The sequence below is a fragment of the Streptomyces sp. NPDC000880 genome (genome assembly GCF_053599675.1).
In genome coordinates this window covers 21997-37980 of the sequence record NZ_JBSFMS010000063.1, presented here as the reverse complement: position 1 = coordinate 37980, position 15984 = coordinate 21997, and the positions used below count along the sequence as shown (strand labels likewise).

General features: G+C 69.3%; 15 protein-coding genes and 1 pseudogene. 10 read left to right on the top strand and 6 right to left on the bottom strand.

The annotated features are described in order from the left end of the window. Positions 1-147: 147 nt before the first annotated feature. From ACWDO5_RS20980 to ACWDO5_RS20965, 4 genes are read left to right on the top strand one after another with little or no spacing between them, the layout of a single operon-like run. Entirely contained in the window at positions 148-1740 is a 1593-nt protein-coding gene (locus tag ACWDO5_RS20980) for an ABC transporter substrate-binding protein (protein WP_450531845.1), read from the top strand. Between the two features lie 15 nt (positions 1741-1755). Then, positions 1756-2712 (top strand): ABC transporter permease, encoded by a 957-nt coding sequence (locus ACWDO5_RS20975; protein ID WP_450531844.1) that lies wholly within the window; start codon positions 1756-1758, stop codon positions 2710-2712. After that, positions 2709-3608 carry an ABC transporter permease gene (locus ACWDO5_RS20970; RefSeq protein ID WP_450531843.1) on the top strand — a complete coding sequence of 300 codons (900 nt, stop codon included), beginning with the start codon at positions 2709-2711 and terminating at the stop codon, positions 3606-3608. Before ACWDO5_RS20975 ends, ACWDO5_RS20970 begins: the two co-directional genes overlap by 4 nt. Before the next feature lie 11 nt (positions 3609-3619). Then, positions 3620-5245: a dipeptide ABC transporter ATP-binding protein gene (locus tag ACWDO5_RS20965; RefSeq protein ID WP_450531842.1), complete on the top strand. Its 1626-nt coding sequence runs from the start codon at positions 3620-3622 to the stop codon at positions 5243-5245. A 273-nt stretch (positions 5246-5518) separates the two neighbouring features. Here the strand turns inward: ACWDO5_RS20965 and ACWDO5_RS20960 are convergent. From ACWDO5_RS20960 to ACWDO5_RS20950, 3 genes and pseudogenes are all read right to left on the bottom strand, one after another. After that, a pseudogene (locus ACWDO5_RS20960) lies at positions 5519-5605 on the bottom strand (glutamine synthetase); the annotation flags it as partial. 251 nt (positions 5606-5856) lie between these two features. Continuing rightward, on the bottom strand, positions 5857-7956 hold the full coding sequence (locus ACWDO5_RS20955; RefSeq protein ID WP_450531841.1) for an FG-GAP-like repeat-containing protein: 2100 nt from the start codon (positions 7954-7956) through the stop codon (positions 5857-5859). 652 nt (positions 7957-8608) lie between these two features. Continuing rightward, positions 8609-9970, bottom strand: a complete 1362-nt coding sequence (locus ACWDO5_RS20950) for a glutamine synthetase family protein (RefSeq protein WP_450531840.1) — start codon at positions 9968-9970, stop codon at positions 8609-8611. 235 nt (positions 9971-10205) lie between these two features. Between ACWDO5_RS20950 and ACWDO5_RS20945 the strand changes: the two genes are divergently transcribed. The 3 genes from ACWDO5_RS20945 (at position 10206) to ACWDO5_RS20935 (ending at position 11957) form a co-directional block, all read left to right on the top strand. Next, the gene (locus ACWDO5_RS20945; RefSeq protein ID WP_450531839.1) at positions 10206-10589 is read left to right on the top strand and encodes a hypothetical protein; all 384 of its coding nucleotides are present in this window, start codon (positions 10206-10208) and stop codon (positions 10587-10589) included. A gap of 61 nt (positions 10590-10650) precedes the next feature. Next, positions 10651-11292, top strand: a complete 642-nt coding sequence (locus ACWDO5_RS20940) for a DUF3105 domain-containing protein (RefSeq protein ID WP_450531838.1) — start codon at positions 10651-10653, stop codon at positions 11290-11292. After that, positions 11289-11957, top strand: coding sequence for a DUF305 domain-containing protein (locus ACWDO5_RS20935; protein WP_450531837.1), 669 nt, complete (start codon positions 11289-11291; stop codon positions 11955-11957). Before ACWDO5_RS20940 ends, ACWDO5_RS20935 begins: the two co-directional genes overlap by 4 nt. 19 nt (positions 11958-11976) lie before the next feature. Here ACWDO5_RS20935 and ACWDO5_RS20930 read toward each other — a convergent pair whose 3' ends face one another. After that, on the bottom strand, positions 11977-12042 hold the full coding sequence (locus ACWDO5_RS20930; protein WP_450531846.1) for a hypothetical protein: 66 nt from the start codon (positions 12040-12042) through the stop codon (positions 11977-11979). A 14-nt stretch (positions 12043-12056) separates the two neighbouring features. Beyond that, positions 12057-12368 (bottom strand): DUF5990 family protein, encoded by a 312-nt coding sequence (locus tag ACWDO5_RS20925; RefSeq protein ID WP_450531836.1) that lies wholly within the window; start codon positions 12366-12368, stop codon positions 12057-12059. A gap of 132 nt (positions 12369-12500) precedes the next feature. Here ACWDO5_RS20925 and ACWDO5_RS20920 point away from each other — a divergent pair, with 132 nt between their 5' ends. Continuing rightward, positions 12501-12920, top strand: coding sequence for a CBS domain-containing protein (locus ACWDO5_RS20920; protein WP_450531834.1), 420 nt, complete (start codon positions 12501-12503; stop codon positions 12918-12920). Here the strand turns inward: ACWDO5_RS20920 and ACWDO5_RS20915 are convergent. Beyond that, positions 12905-13795 carry an alpha/beta fold hydrolase gene (locus tag ACWDO5_RS20915; RefSeq protein ID WP_450531833.1) on the bottom strand — a complete coding sequence of 297 codons (891 nt, stop codon included), beginning with the start codon at positions 13793-13795 and terminating at the stop codon, positions 12905-12907. The two genes, ACWDO5_RS20920 and ACWDO5_RS20915, sit on opposite strands and share 16 nt — an antisense overlap. A gap of 154 nt (positions 13796-13949) precedes the next feature. Between ACWDO5_RS20915 and ACWDO5_RS20910 the strand changes: the two genes are divergently transcribed. Both ACWDO5_RS20910 and ACWDO5_RS20905 read left to right on the top strand, forming a co-directional pair. Next, the gene (locus tag ACWDO5_RS20910; RefSeq protein ID WP_450531832.1) at positions 13950-14108 is read left to right on the top strand and encodes a hypothetical protein; all 159 of its coding nucleotides are present in this window, start codon (positions 13950-13952) and stop codon (positions 14106-14108) included. Positions 14109-14195: 87 nt separating this feature from the next. Continuing rightward, positions 14196-15830, top strand: coding sequence for a multicopper oxidase family protein (locus ACWDO5_RS20905; protein ID WP_450531831.1), 1635 nt, complete (start codon positions 14196-14198; stop codon positions 15828-15830). Positions 15831-15984: the final 154 nt, after the last annotated feature.

The following is a 15984-nucleotide window of genomic DNA, read 5'->3' as shown; positions in this document are numbered from 1 at the left end:
CGAGGCACTGTACGGCCTCGTCGGCGCCGGCGCCTGGTCGGTGCAGGAAGGGCGCGTCGCGGCCAAGGACTTCCAGTACATGATCGCCGAGCTGCCAGCTCAGCAGTTTGTTCTAAGTTTGTGCGCGGTGCCCCGATTCGGCTTGCGGTGATCGGCCTGGCCGTGGCAGGGCTCACCTCTTGCGTCCCCATCCAGCACGCCGACGTCACCGCCGATCACACCGACGTCTACGGCACCCCCGTCGGAAACCAGCAGGTCCGTACGGGCGGTGATCTCGTGGTGGGCCTGTCCGCCGAACCCGACCAGCTCGACCCGACCACGTCCAGCTCGTCGTTGACGCGCAACGTGATGAGCTCGATCTGCGAGAAGCTGTACGACCTCGACGCGAGCGGTCGGATCGTTCCGCAACTCGCGACCCAGCTGCCCACGATCTCGCGCGACGGACTGACCGTGACGATTCCGGTCCGCACCGGTGTCGTGTTCGCCGACGGCACCCCGTTCAACGCGAACGCCGTGCGCACCAGCCTTCAGCGCCATTTCACGACGAAGACTTCGCAGCGCACCACCGAAATGGGCCCGATCGAGAGCATCGAGGCAACCGACGCGACCCACGTCGCCCTCCGCTACAAGCGCCCGTTCGCGCCGATCACCGCCGCACTCGCCGACCGGGCCGGGATGATCATGTCGGCGGCCGCGCTGGCCGCGAAGGGCGACAATTTCGGCAACTCACCGGTGTGCGTCGGTCCGTTCAAGTTCGTCAAACGCGTTCCGCAGACCTCCATCACGGTCAAGCGCGACCCGCTGTACTACGACGCCGCCCACGTCCACCTCGACACGATCACCTACCGGATCATGACGGACGCGAACATCCGGGCCGCGAACCTGCGCTCCGGCGATATCCAGGTGGCCGACACCATCTCCCCGCAGGACGTCGACGGGCTGGTCAAGGATCCGAATCTGAAGGTGCTCCAGTCCGGTTATCTCGGATATCGGGCAGTCACGTTCAACACCGGCAATGTGGACGGCGCCGGAACACCCCCGAAGACCATCAACACCCCGAGCGCGAAGGACTCCAGAGTCCGGGCGGCCTTCGGCTACAGCGTCGACCGCAAGACCTTGGTCAACACCGTGTTCAACAACTGGTTCGAACCGGCATGCTCCCCCATCGCCCCCACGACCCCGTATGCCTCGGCGGCCAGCAACGCCTGCCCGGCGTTCAACCCGAAGCGCTCACTTCAGTTGCTCAAGGAAGCGGGCGTCCATGTGCCGCTCAAGGTGACCCTCACGGTGGCCAACGCCCAGGATGAGCTCCGGTATGCGCAGGCGCTACAAGCCAGCGTCGCAGAGGGCGGCTTCGATCTGCGCATCGTCCCGGTCGAATACGCCACCTCGCTCGACGTGCGGCAGCGCGGTGGCTTTGAGCTGATGCAACTCGGCTGGTCCGGGCGGATAGACCCGGACGCGAACACTTCGAGTTTCCTTGCCACGTCCGCGAGTTCCAACTACGGCGGATTTTCCTCGGCACAACTGGACGATCTGCTTGCCCGGGCCGCGCAGATCACCGACACCGCACAGCGGGCCAAGCTCTACGGGCAGGCCGTACAGCTGATTCAGCGGGAGAACCCCATCGTCTACCTCTACCGGATGCGCAACCTCACCGTGCACTCCACCCGGGTCGCCGGCGTCGAGGTGTACTCCGACGGACTGGTCCGGCTCGGCAAGGCCGCGTTCGTCTCATAACAGGAGGGCTGAACCTTGCTGAACTACCTGTTCCACCGCCTGTGGCAGTCCGCCGTCACGCTCGCACTCGCGTCGATCGTCGTGTTCGTCGGTGTGCGCGCGCTGCCGGGTGACCCGGCGGTCGCGATGGCCGGGGATGGAGCCGACCCCGCGACGATCGCGGCAGTGCGGGCCCAACTCGGCCTGAACGATTCACTTCCGGTGCAGTACTTCCGGTTCGCCGGACACGCGCTGACCGGCGATTTCGGTAATTCGGTCCGGACCGGCACGCCGGTCGACCAGATGATCGGCGCGACCCTGCCGGTGACGATCCAGCTCGCGGTCTTCGCGATGCTCATCGCCGTACTGGCCGGGATGTCGGCGGGCGTGCTCGCGGCGGTCTTCCGGGGCCGGTGGCCCGAGTGGGCGGCGAACGGCTTCTCCCTGTTCGCGCTGTCCGTGCCGACCTTCTGGCTCGGCATCCTCGCGATCCTCTACCTCTCCGTGCAGTTGGGCTGGTTTCCGGCATCGGGTTACGTCTCCCCCTTCGAAGATCCGCTGCGCGGGATCTACTACCTGATCCTGCCGGCAGTGATCCTCGGGATGACCCATGCCGCAGTCGTCCAGCGGCAGACGCGGGCGGCGATGGTCGGCACCCTCACCGCCGATTTCGTGCGCACCGCGCGGGCGAAGGGGCTGGGCCGCCGCGCCGTGATCTTCCGGTACGGCTTGCGCAACAGCCTGATCGTGGTGACCACGGTCATCGGCCTGCAACTCGGTGGCCTGATAGCCGGCGCGGTGGTCACCGAGCGTATCTTCACCCTGCCCGGCATCGGCAAGCTCACCCTCGACTCGCTGCTCAGCCGGGACTATCCGGTCATCCAGTCCGTCGTCCTGGTCGTCACCGCGTCCTATGTCGTGATCAATCTGCTGGTCGATCTCATTTACACGGTCATCGACCCACGCATTCGAGTGTCCGGGAGGGCGCAGTGACCGCAATCGCCGAAACTCCCGCCGGAACTCCCGCCGGAGCCCCCGCCGGCACTCTCGGGCGGGTACGCGGGCGGGTGCTGCGCAAGTTGTCGCACAACCCGATGGGCCTGGTCGGCGGCGCGTTGCTGCTGATCGTGATCGTCGCCGGAGTGTTCGCGCCCTGGCTCGCGCCCTACCCGCCGGCCGAGGTGCACTTCTCGACGCCGTTCCAGCAGCCGAACACCGTCGGTTTCGCGCTGGGCACCGATGACCTCGGCAGGGATGTGCTGTCACGGGTGCTGTACGGCACGCGCGCTTCGTTCGAGGTCGGCGTGTTGTCGGTGCTGCTCGCGATCATCGTCGGCGTGCCGCTCGGACTGTTCGCGGGCTACTGGCGCCGGCTGGACGCTCTGGTGTCCAGGCTCGCCGATCTCATGCTCGCGTTCCCCTTCCTCATCCTCGCGGTCGGCTTCGCGGCGATCAACGGCGGCGGGCTCGGCAACGCGGCGATCGCACTGGGCATAGCCAACGTTCCCACCATGATCCGTGTGGTCCGCGCCGAGACCCTGCGGTTGAAGGACACCGATTTCGTGCTCGCCGCGCACACCATGGACGCGGGACCATGGCGGATCCTCGGGCAGCACATCCTGCCCAACGCCCTGTCCGCGATCATCGTGCAGGCCACGGTGATCATGCCGGCAGCCGTGCTCGGCGAAGCCATCCTGTCCTTCCTCGGGCTGGGCATCCAGCCCCCGAACCCGAGCCTGGGCATCATGCTGTCCGACGCCCAGCAGTACCTGTTCCGCACTCCGTGGCCGGCCGTCTTCCCCGGCATCGCGATCGCGCTGATCTGCCTCGGGTTCAACCTGTTCGGCGACGCCCTGCGGGACGCGCTCGATCCGAAGACCGGAAAGTGAAGGGCTGAGCGATGACGAAATCCGATGCCGAGCCGCTGCTGGAAGTGAGCGATCTCGAAGTGTCCTTCGCGGGCGGCGCGGTCCCCGCCGTGCGGGGTGCCGGTTTCCGGCTGATGCCGGGACAGCGGGTCGCGGTGGTCGGCGAGTCCGGCTCCGGTAAGTCGACCACGGCACACGCCGTGATGGGTCTGCTGCCCGGTTCGGGCCGGATCACCGGTGGCCGGATCCGCTTGCGGGGCGAGGACATCACGCATGCCGACGAGAAGCGGCTGCGGCGGTTGCGCGGGCGGGAGATCGGGCTCGTTCCGCAGGACCCGATGTCCAATCTCAATCCGGTCGCGCGGGTGGGGCGGCAGGTCGCGGAAACATTGGTGGTGCACGGCATGGCCAGCCGGCGTGAAGCACCCGCACGCGCGGTCGGGATGCTGGCGGAAGCCGGGCTCCCGGAGCCGGCCCGCCGGGCGCGGCAGTACCCGCACGAGTTGTCCGGCGGCATGCGCCAGCGCGTCCTGATCGCGATCGGCCTGGCCTGCCGGCCGGATCTGCTGATCGCGGACGAGCCGACCTCCGCACTCGATGTGACCGTGCAGCGGCAGATCCTCGACCACCTGGAGAACCTGACCCACGAGCTGGGCACCGCGCTGCTGCTGGTCACGCACGACCTGGGCCTGGCGGTCGACCGGGCGGACCAGGTGGTGGTGATGTCCAAGGGCAAGGTGGTGGAAGCGGGCCCCGCGCGGCAGATCCTCACCGATCCGGAACACGAGTACACCAGGAGACTCGTGGCTGCCGCGCCCTCTCTGGCGACTCCACGCCGGCGGGCGGTCGTGCCCGGCGAGCAGAGCGAGCACAGCGAAGAGACGGTGCTGGAGGTCGACCGGGTATCGAAGGAGTACCGCATCCCCGGGCGGGGCGGCGTGCTGCGTGCCGTCGATGAGGTGTCCTTCACCGTGGGACGCGGACGTACGACGGCGATCGTCGGCGAATCCGGCTCGGGCAAGACGACGACGGCCAGGATGGTGCTCGGGCTTGTCCCGGCGACCACCGGCGCCATCCGGCTCGACGGCTCGGAAATGGTCGGGCTTCGCGGTGCGCGGCTGCGCGCGGCACGCCGGGCCATGCAGCCGGTTTTCCAGGATCCGTACGCGTCGCTCGATCCGACGTTCACGGTCGAGGGTCTGATCGCCGAGCCGATGCGGATCTTCGGCGTCGGCGACCGCGCCGAACGCCGGGCCAGGGTGCTGGAACTGCTGGAGCAGGTCGCGCTGCCGTCCGCCGTAAGTCAGCGGTACCCGAACGAGCTGTCCGGCGGCCAGCGCCAGCGGGTGGCGATCGCCCGCGCGCTCGCGCTCGGTCCCCGACTGGTCGTCTGCGACGAGGCGGTCTCCGCGCTGGACGTACTGGTGCAGGACCAGATTCTGAAGCTGCTCGACACCCTTCAGCACGAACTCGGGCTCAGCTATCTGTTCATCTCACACGATCTCTCCGTCGTCAGGTCGATCGCCCATGACGTCGTGGTCATGCGTCGCGGCCGGGTGGTCGAGCAGGGGCCGGTGGACCAGGTGCTCAACTCGCCGGCGGATTCCTACACGCAGCAGCTTCTTGAGGCGATCCCCGGTGCGGGGATGTTCAACTGACCTCTACTCCCGGTGTACGTGGTCAGGGGTCGCTGCCCGTCACGTCCCCCGGTCCGGCGGCGTCGTCGCGGGCCCTGGCCGTTCCCAAAATCCAGGGGTGGCGATCAGGGCCACGGCGGTCCGCCGGGATGCGGGCGTTGTCCAGTGCCGCCGGCCAAGGGTCTCCCGGCCGCGCCGGTTCGCCGATTCCCGGACATCAGAAGACTCCGGGCCGACGGCAGTACGCCGCCGGCCCGGACCGTTCTCAGGACGAGAAGCCGCTCTGACCTGCGCTTACAGCACCGGCAGGTTCTTGCGGAGCTCGAACGCCGTGACCTCCGAGCGGTACTCCTCCCACTCCTGCTTCTTGTTGCGCAGGAACTTACGCGGCTCGAATGCGGCCTCGGAGGATCCAGGACAAGACCCTCTAGCCAGGGTTCGGGTGGCCGTCGACGGTCGTTGCTGGTCCCCCTGGGCCACCCTTCGACTGCCCACATACCGGCTTCCGCGCCACCACGACCGTCTTCTTCCGAGCAGCCATGGTCGGCGATGACCAATCGGCATACGGCAGTACGGACGGCCACTGAGACCGGAGTGCGACGGGGACGTCCCCGGTCGTGGCCCGCCGGGCTTCACAGCGCCGCGCCGGCCCGCATCGGGTGCCCGTGCGGCTTGTGGGACTGCGGCTTGTTTGGCTTGTGGGGGCGGGGTTTGTGGGGCTTTTGTCGTGGCTCGATGGTCACCGTCACCGAAGGGCCGGTGGTGCTGTTGCCGGCGGTGTCGCTGGCGGTGGGGGTGAAGGTGTGTTCCCCCCTGGGGATCTGCGTGGTCGCCGTGCAGGTCCAGTTCCACGCCCCGTCCACCGTGGCCGTGCAGATCGTGGTGCCGTTTGTGTCGGTGACGGTGACGGTGTCGCCGGGCTCGCCGCTGCCGGTGAAGGTCAGCATGCAGCGCGGCTCTGTGCGCGCCACGGTGGGGCGCTCGTCGGGGCGTCTGCCGCAGTCGCTGATCGTGGACCCGTCGGCCGGACTGGTGATCACCGGGGTCGTAGGCGCGGTCGTGGCGATGGTCACAGTCACCGACGGGCCGGTAGTGCTGTTGCCGGCGGCATCGGTGGCGGTGGGGGTGAAGGTGCGTTCCCCGTCGGGGAGCGGCGTGGTCGCGGTGCAGGTCCAGTTCCCCGACCCGTCCACCGTGGCCGTGCAGATCGTGCTGCCGGTGACCGTGATGGTGTCGCCGGGCCCGCCGGTGCCGGTGAACGTCGGGGTGTTGTCGCTGATCGTGGACCCGTCGGCCGGACTGGTGATCACCGGAGCCGAAGGCGCGGTCGTGGCGATGGTCACCGTCACCGACGCACCCGAAGTGCTGCCTTGGGCGTTGGTGGCGGTGGGAGTGAAAGTGCGCTCCCCGTCCAGGACTGGCGTGGCCGCGGTGCAGGTCCAGTTCCCCGACCCGTCCACCGTGGCCGTGCAGATCGTCGCGCCGGTCCCGTCGGTGACCGTAATGGTGTCGCCGGGCCCGCCGGTGCCGGTGAACGTCGGGGTGTTGTCGCTGATCGTGGACCCGTCGGCCGGACTGGTGATCACCGGAGCCGTGGGCGGGGTGGTATTGAGCAGCACCGACACCGTGTCCGTGTTGAGGTTGGCGGTGGTCAGGTCCAAGGCCAGGTCGCCGTCCAGATCACCCACCGCCACCGACTGCGGGCCGCCGCCGGTGGAGTAGTCGACCTTCGGGGCGAAGGTGCCGTTCCCGTCGCCCAGCAGCACCGACACCGTGGACGCGTCAGCGTTGGCGGTGGTCAGGTCCGGGTCGCCGTCACCGTCCAGATCACCCACCGCCACCGAGACCGGGTTGGTGCCGGTGGAGTAGTCGACCTTCGGGGCGAAGGTGCCGTTCCCGTCGCCCAGCAGCACCGACACCGAGTCCGCGTTAGCGTTGGCGGTGGTCAGGTCCAGGTCCAGGTCGCCGTCCAGATCACCCACCGCCACCGAGTACGACAAGGCGCCGGTGGAGTAGTCGGTCTTGGCGGCGAAGGTGCCGTTCCCGTTGCCCAGCAGCACCGACACCGTGCCAGCTGAGGCGTTGGCGGTGGTCAGGTCCAGGTCGTCGTCACCGTCCAGATCACCCACCGCCACCGAGATCGGGCCGACGCCGGTGGAGTAGTCGACCTTCGGGGCGAAGGTGCCGTTCCCGTTGCCCAGCAGCACCGACACCGTGTCCGCGCTAAAGTTGGCGATGGTCAGGTCCAGGTCGCCGTCACCGTCCAGATCACCCACCGCCACCGAGAACGGGCTGGTGCCGGTGGAGTAGTCGGTCTTGGCGGCGAAGGTGCCGTTCCCGTTGCCCAGCAGCACCGACACCGTGCTGGATGAAGAGTTGGCGGTGGTCAGGTCCAGGTCGCCGTCACCGTCCAGATCACCCACCGCCACCGAGATCGGGTTGGTGCCGGTGGAGTAGTCGACCTTCGGGGCGAAGGTGCCGTTCCCGTCGCCCAGCAGCACCGACACCGTGGGCCCGAAATAGTTGGCGGTGGTCAGGTCCGGGTCGCCGTCACCGTCCAGATCACCCACCGCCACCGACTGCGGGCCGCCGCCGGTGGCGTAGTCGACCTTCGGGGCGAAGCTCGGGGCCGCAGCCCACGCGGTCCCGGCCCCGGGGAACACTCCCAGAGCCAGCCCGGCCATCACCAGCGCCACGACCAGCGCCATCGTGCCCCGCATGGTCCTGGTCATTGCATTGTCCCGGTCACACGCTCTGACATCATCGTCTCTCCGTTACCTGACGAGGCCCCCGAGAGGGCCGCTGGTTGTCACCCAGCGGCGCTGGACGACGCGCTGCCCGCCCACGTGACGGGGTGCGCGTCGCCCGGGGGACGCGCTCCACGCCCGTGATCGTGATGGGAAGATCCATCCCTCTGCGGGAAGGACGACACGGTGACCGGGCGATGCCCGATCAGCCGACTCACCCCAACTCGGCCACCACACCCTCTCCGATCAACGCAGCCTCATGAGCCAGCAGGGCAACCCGGGCCTCGAAGCAGACCCCAGGACGCACCGCACACACTGCCAACCCGGCGCGCCCGCCTCTCCCCGACACCCGCCAACAGGAGTCGAGAACACCCGATGAGCCCAGCGCCCCCGTCACGTGGAAGAAGGTCCCGCACCGGTTCGCGAGCCTTCTCCGGGCCAACCCCCATACGGCGCTCTGACCTGCACGGGAGTCCCGTCTACTCATCGGGCTGGACTAGCCTCCGAGGACCAAGCACCCCTGCACTGCGCCGGACGGCCCACAGACGGCCCAGGGCGAATGAGACGACTCCGGGCCGGTGGCAGCATGCCACCGGCCCGGATCGTTCTCAGGACGAGAAACCGCTCTGACCTGTGCTTACAGCACCGGCAGGTTCTTGCGGAGCTCGAACGCCGTAACCTCCGACCGGTACTCCTCCCACTCCTGCTTCTTGTTGCGCAGGAAGAAGTCAAAGACGTGCTCGCCCAGCGTCTCGGCCACCAGCTCGCTGCGCTCCATCAGCGCGATCGCCTCGCCGAGGTTCTGCGGCAGCGGCTCGATCCCCATCGCCCGGCGCTCGGCGTCCGAGAGCGCCCACACGTCGTCGTCCGCGCCGGCCGGGAGTTCGTAGCCCCCCTCGATGCCCTTGAGGCCCGCCGCCAGCAGCACCGCGTAGGTCAGATACGGGTTGGCGCCGGAGTCGATGGAGCGGACCTCGACCCGGGCAGAGCCCGTCTTGCCCGGCTTGTACATCGGGACGCGGATCAGTGCCGAGCGGTTGTTGTGGCCCCAGCAGATGTACGAAGGGGCCTCGCCGCCCGCGCCCGCGCTGCGGGCGGAGCCGCCCCAGATGCGCTTGTAGGAGTTGACCCACTGGTTCGTCACGGCCGAGATCTCCGCGGCGTGCTTGAGCAGGCCCGCGATGAAGGAGCGGCCGACCTTGGAGAGCTGGTACTCCGCGCCCGACTCGTAGAAGGCGTTGCGGTCGCCCTCGAAGAGGGAGAGGTGGGTGTGCATCCCGGAGCCGGGGTGCTCGCTGAACGGCTTCGGCATGAACGTCGCCTGGACGCCCTGCTCCAGCGCGACCTGCTTCATCACCAGGCGGAACGTCATGATGTTGTCGGCCGTGGAGAGCGCGTCCGCGTACCGCAGATCGATCTCCTGCTGGCCCGGCGCGCCCTCGTGGTGGCTGAACTCCACCGAGATCCCCATCGACTCGAGCATGGTGATCGCCTGCCGGCGGAAGTCCATGCCGACGTTCTGCGGGGTGTGGTCGAAGTAGCCGGAGTTGTCCGCGGGTACCGGCCTGGTCCCGTCCAGCGGCTTGTCCTTCAGCAGGAAGAACTCGATCTCCGGGTGGGTGTAGAAGGTGAAGCCCAGGTCCGAGGTCTTGGCGAGGATCCGCTTCAGTACGTAACGCGGGTCCGCGAAGGACGGCGACCCGTCGGGCATCAGGATGTCGCAGAACATCCGCGCCGTGCCCGGGGCCTCGGCGCGCCACGGCAGGATCTGGAACGTACTCGGATCCGGCTTGGCGATCATGTCGGATTCGTAGACCCGCGCGAAGCCCTCGATCGCGGAGCCGTCGAAGCCGATCCCTTCGTCGAACGCCTGCTCCAGCTCAGCGGGAGCCACCGCGACCGACTTCAGGAAGCCGAGCACATCGCTGAACCACAGGCGCACGAAGCGGATGTCGCGCTCCTCGAGCGTACGGAGCACAAACTCCTGCTGCTTATCCATTTCCACCCATCCTTGCTGGTCAAGCCGCCTGCCCCGTACGAGCATGCCACCCACGAGTTTCAGGCGCGTTGCGTGCCTCGTGCCATGGCCGCTGTACCGGCTGAGCCCATTGTGGGTCAGGGCGTGCCCGGAGACGACCCTGAGGTTCCCCGACCTCCTACTCGCGGCCACTTTCCCGCGATTATCGGCCCCCGTATGAGGTGCCGGGCGCGCCCGCACACTACGATTTGCGGCAATGAGGGGTTCGCGGCTCAACCACATCGCGCGCACCGGGCGTCCCATGGCCCTGCTCAGTGCCGTGGCGACGCTCCTCGGCGCGCTCTTCATCTGTCTGAGCCCGGCCGCGAGCCCGTCCGGCCCGGACCACATACGCGCGACCTCCGCGATATCCCCGTCGGACGTCGAGACCGCGCACACCTGCCCGTACGACAGGGGCGCCTGCGGGCTGCTGCCGCTGGTCAAGCCCGCCGTACTCACCGCGCCGCCGCTGGACGCCCCGCTCGATACGGGGGCGCAGCCCCCTCACCTCGGCCCCCCGCAGCCCGCCTCCCGGCTGCCCCGCTCGGAAGCGCTGTCGCGCACCCCGGGCCTTCACGTTCTTCAAGTGCTGCGGACATAGCAGGCCCCGCCTCCCCCTCAGCCCCTTGATCACCGCGGACTTCACGAAGGACGACACCACCATGGCTTCACGCAACAACGACCGCCGGGCCCGAATAGAGCAGATGCGCCGCGCCGAACAGGCCCGCGAGCGCCGCAGCCGCATCATCACGATCGCCGTAAGCGGTGTCGTCGTGGCCGGTCTCGTCGGCTTCGGCGTCTTCGTACTCAACAAGGAGTCGGCCGAGAAGGAGCAGAAGGTCGCCGAGGCCAAAGCTCCCGTCACCGGTGAGAAGACCTGGGACGCGAAGAAGCTCGCCCGCAACCACGTCACCACGGCGGTCAGCTACCCGATGAAGCCGCCGGTCGGCGGCGACCACGACGCGGCGTGGATGAACTGCAACGGCGACGTCTACAAGGAGCCGATCGCCGACGTGAACGCCGTGCACTCGCTGGAGCACGGCGCGGTCTGGGTGACGTACAACGACAAGGCTCCGGCCGCAGATGTGACCAAGCTGAGCGACACGGTGAAGAAGACGCCGTACTCGCTGATGAGCCCGGTCAAGGACCAGGCCGGCGCGATCATGCTGAGCGCCTGGGGCAAGCAGGTCACCGTCGACAGCGCGGACGACCCGCGCGTGAGCCAGTTCTTCAGCAAGTACGTGCAGGGCCCGCAGACGCCGGAGCCGGGTGCGGCGTGCACGGGCGGGTTGGGCGCTCAGTGACCCGTCCGACCCGTACGCACTGGGCGGCGATCACGGCGGTCGTGCTCGCTCTGCTCTTCGCGGGGGCCGCCACGGTGGCCTCCGCGGGCGGCGGCGAAGACGCCAAGTCCCCTACGCCAACGGTAACTTCGGCGGACGCGGGCTTCGCGCGCGACATGGCGGTCCACCATCAGCAGGCGGTGGAGATGTCCTTCATCGTGCGGGACCGTACGCAGGACGACGAGGTGCGCCGGCTCGCGTACGACATCGCCAACACCCAGGCCAACCAGCGCGGCATGATGCTGGGCTGGCTTGATCTGTGGGGTCTGCCCAAGGTCTCCGCGGACAGCGAGCCGATGGCCTGGATGCAGCAGGACGAGCACAGCGCGCACTCCGGACACAGCGCCGGGCATCAGGCCGAGGACGGCTCGCTGATGCCGGGCATGGCGACCAAGACGGATCTGAAGCGGCTCGGCAAGGCCAGTGGCAAGCAGGCCGAGATCGAGTATCTCCAGCTGATGATCAGCCACCACAACGGCGGGATCACCATGGCCGAGAGCTGTGTGAAGCTCTGCACCGTCGATACGGAGCAAAGTCTCGCCCAGGGGATGGTCGACGCACAGCGCTCGGAGGTCGATCTGATGGTCGACCTGCTGCGCAAGCGGGGCGCTGACGCCCCCTCCTGAGGCCTCGCCTGATCTCGTATCAGGCGTCCGCCCCGGCCGGCCGCCAGCTGATCCGGGGCGGACGGACGGCCGCGCAGAGCGGCATGCCCTGCCCGTCCGTCAGCCCGAGCCGGTCTCGACCGCGCCGCCGGACAGGGCATCGTCGGGCAGGTCGGCGAGGAAAAGCTTGGCCCGGCGGAACGTCGCGAACTCACCGCCCGGCGGCAGCTCGGCCCAGGTCAGATAGTCGGTCGTGCCGTCGGACGCGGTGACCGTCTCGACGGGGATCTCGAAGACCGCCTCGGCCGCGTCGGCCGGCACCAGCTGGTCGGGCTCCTTGCCGCGCTGCGCACCGACGTGGATGTGGCGGTATTCGCCGCACGCGCTGCCGGGCAGCTCGCGGCCGGTGATCCGGAGGGTCAGCAGCGCCATGCCCATGGCTCCTTCCAGGTCCTCGCCTCGCAGCGGTTCGCGTTGTCTTTCGCGCTCAGCGGTGGCGTACTCCGAACGGCCCAACGACAATGGGTGCGCTGGGGGGCATACCGGACGCAGGAGGTAGGACCCGTGACCACCGCCAAAGACATCATGCACCCCGGGGCTCAGTGGATCCCCGCGCACCAGACCCTCGACCGTGCGGCGCAGCTGATGCGCCAGCTGAATGTGGGCGCGCTGCCCATAGCCGACGCCGACGATCGACTCTGCGGGATACTCACCGACCGCGACATCGTGGTCGGCTGTGTGGCCATGGGACACGACCCCGCACAGGTCACCGCGGGCGACATGGCCAAGGGCACACCGCGCTGGATCGAAGCCGACGCGGACACGGACGCGGTGCTGCAGGAGATGCAGGACCACCAGATCCGCCGGCTCCCCGTGATCGAGAACAAGCAGCTGGTCGGCATGATCAGCGAGGCCGATCTGGCCCAGCATCTGAACGGCGAGCAGATCGCCGCGTGGGTCGGGCGTGTCTACGCCCACGGCTGAGGCGTACCGGAGCCTGGCCGGACCTCTCGTACGGCTTGCCCGTCACCGCCGGCCCCGGGTAGGCCGAGAATCGCCCGGGCCACGGCGTCCGGGCGGTCCAGCATCATCAGATGACCCGCCGGTGCGACCGCCTCGAAGCGGGCCCCGAGCTGCCGGGCCAGTGCGCGCTGCCGCTCGATCCAGCGTTCCCCGCCGGCTGCCGCGGCGAGCACCGCGAACGGGGCGTCCGGCAGGGCGTGGCGCTCGCGCAGGGCGAGGAGTTCGGCGGCGACCGCGTGGTAGTGGGTGTTCTCCAGAAGCGCGCCCTGCAGCACCCGGGACGTGGCGTAGCAGCGGCGTACGAGGGCGGCGGGGGCCGGGTCGCCGCCCCCGGTGCGCGAAAGGCGGACCACGGCGCGACGGGTGAGCGGCCCGAGGGCGGCGGGCGCGCCCACGCGGGACAGGGCGGCGCCCACACCGCGTGCCACCGCCGTACGGACCGCGGGCGCGGCGGGCACGCGCGCGTGCTCCTCGACGCTGGAGTCGACGAGCACGACAGCCGCGGTACGGGCGGGGTGCAGGCGAGCGAAGGCCTCCACGTGGAACCCGGCGATCGAGTGCCCGACGACGGCGGCGGGCCCGTCCAGGCCGAGCGCGTCGAGTACGCCCGCGATGCGGTGGCCCTCTCCGGCGGCGGACGGCGGCACGGCGGCCGGGGCGCTCAGCCCGTGGCCAGGGCGGTCGAAGCGGACGACGGTGCGGTGCGGAGCGAGCAGCGGCACGACGGGGTCCCAGTCGAACCAGCTCATCGCGAGCCCGGCGCTCAGTACGCAGACCGGCCCGCTGCCCTCGACGACCACATGGTGCGGTACGCCGCCCACCCGTACGAACGTCACTGCCCGCCGCCCCTTCCTTCCCGCGCCAGGGACAGCGCGGGCACCGCCGGCCAGCCTGCCACGAACAGGATCTGGGACCGCTGCCCAGCCTCCAGTGACGGTGGCGGCGGTGTCCGCATGTCAACGTATACCGGGCGGGGGTAAGCTGCGCCCCATGGTGATCACCCGGCGTGCGCGGTACGGACAGCTGCTGCTGTTCGTGGCGCTGCTGTTGGGCATCGCCACGATGCATTCGGAGGGGCACACGTCGGGCCACGGTTCGGGCCAAGACCTCGACCGGGCTCTCGCGACGGTGTCGGTGCTGCGGATATAGGAGCGCGTCAGCCGCTTGCGTCCGATCGCAAACGGTTCACGCGCTCCTCCGCTCACTCTTCGACACCCGCACGAGGGGCACTCAGTCATGCGTACACACACAACGCGCCGCTCCGTGCTCGGAGCATCGATCGCCGCGGCCGGTATGGGAGTTCTGGCCGCCTGTTCATCCCCCGGAGCCGGCGACGGCGGCCACGGCGGCGGCCACGGCCGCAACGGCACCGACCACGGCGGCAACGTGGAGGCCCCGGAGGGCTTTGTCTCCCCCGACGGCGAGGATGTCGCGGCGGCCGAGGCCGGCCGTGGCTCGGGCCCCGTACGGGAGGTACGGGTCACCGCCACGGCGACGCCACTCGAGCTCGGCGGCGGCCGGACGGTCAAGTCGTGGGCGTACGGGGACCGGCTGCCGGGCCAGGAGGTACGGGTCACGGCGGGTGACACTCTCGCGCTCACCATCGCCAACAACCTGCCGCAGGAGACCTCGCTGCACTGTCACGGCATCTCCATGCGCAACGACATGGACGGGGTGCCGGGTGTGACGCAGCCGCCGATCCGCCCGGGCGCGGAGTTCACGTACCGCTTCGTGGTCGCCCACCCCGGCACGTACTGGTTCCATCCGCACTCGGGTGTGCAGTTGGACCGCGGTATGTACGCCCCGCTGATCGTGGAGGACCCGAGGGAGCCGCTGTCGTACGACAAGGAGTGGGTCGTCCTCCTGGACGACTGGGTGGACGGGGTCGACGGCTCCACACCGGACTCGGTGCTCGCCGAGCTCCGCAAAGGCATGGACGGCACCGGGCACAACGGCCACGGGAGTGGCACACCGTCCACGGCAACGGCAAAGGCAAAGGGATCGCCGTCGCCGGAGTCCCGCCCGTCCGGCCCGCCCCGGCTGCTGAGGGGCACCAACAGCAACCTGCTCGGCGGTGAGGCGGGCGATGTCGACTACCCGTACTACCTGATCAACGGGCGTACGCCGGACGACCCTTCACAGTTCACCGCCAAGCCCGGAGACCGCATCCGGCTGCGCATCATCAACGCCGGCGGTGAGACGGCCTTCCGGGTGGCGCTCGGCGACCACGAGCTGACGGTCACTCACACCGACGGCTTCCCCGTCCGCCCCACCAGGACCGATGCCCTGCTCGTGGGCATGGGCGAGCGGTACGACGTGCTGGTCACCGCCGGGGACGGGGTCTTTCCGCTCACCGCGCTCGCCGAGGGCAAGAAGGCCTCGTCGATGGCCGTCCTGCGCACCGGCAAGGGGGCGCTCCCTGAACCGTCCGTGCGTCCGGCGGAGCTGGACCGGGAAGTGCTGAAGTCGGCCGCCGGCCTCGAACCCGACGAGTCCGTGGCCCTCTCCCGGCGCAGGCCGGACCGCACCATGAGGATCAAGCTGACCGGCGGCATGGAGCGGTACGACTGGGCCTTCGACGAGAAGCCCTACTCCCCGGACCATCTCTATGCGGTCCGCGAGGGCGAGCGGGTCCGCATGGTGTTCATCAACGCCACGGAGATGTGGCATCCCATCCATCTGCACGGCCACACGTTCGCCCTGGCGGGCATCAACGGGGCCGGCGCCCGCAAGGACACGGCGGCGGTCCTGCCGCACCGCAAAGTGACCGTGGACTTCGACGCGGACAATCCGGGCCTGTGGATGCTGCACTGCCACAACGTCTACCACTCGGAGTCCGGGATGATGACCACCGTCGCCTACCGCGAGTAGTGGCTGGAGGCGCTGGGGCAGGGCCCTCCCCCAGCACCCCGCCCCGAGGGACCGGGCTCACCGGGGCTCGGCGCCCCGGGCAGCTTCGCTACGGGCATGGGGGTGGCACTCACCACACGACGGGACATCGCGTCAGACAGACGATTACACTGGG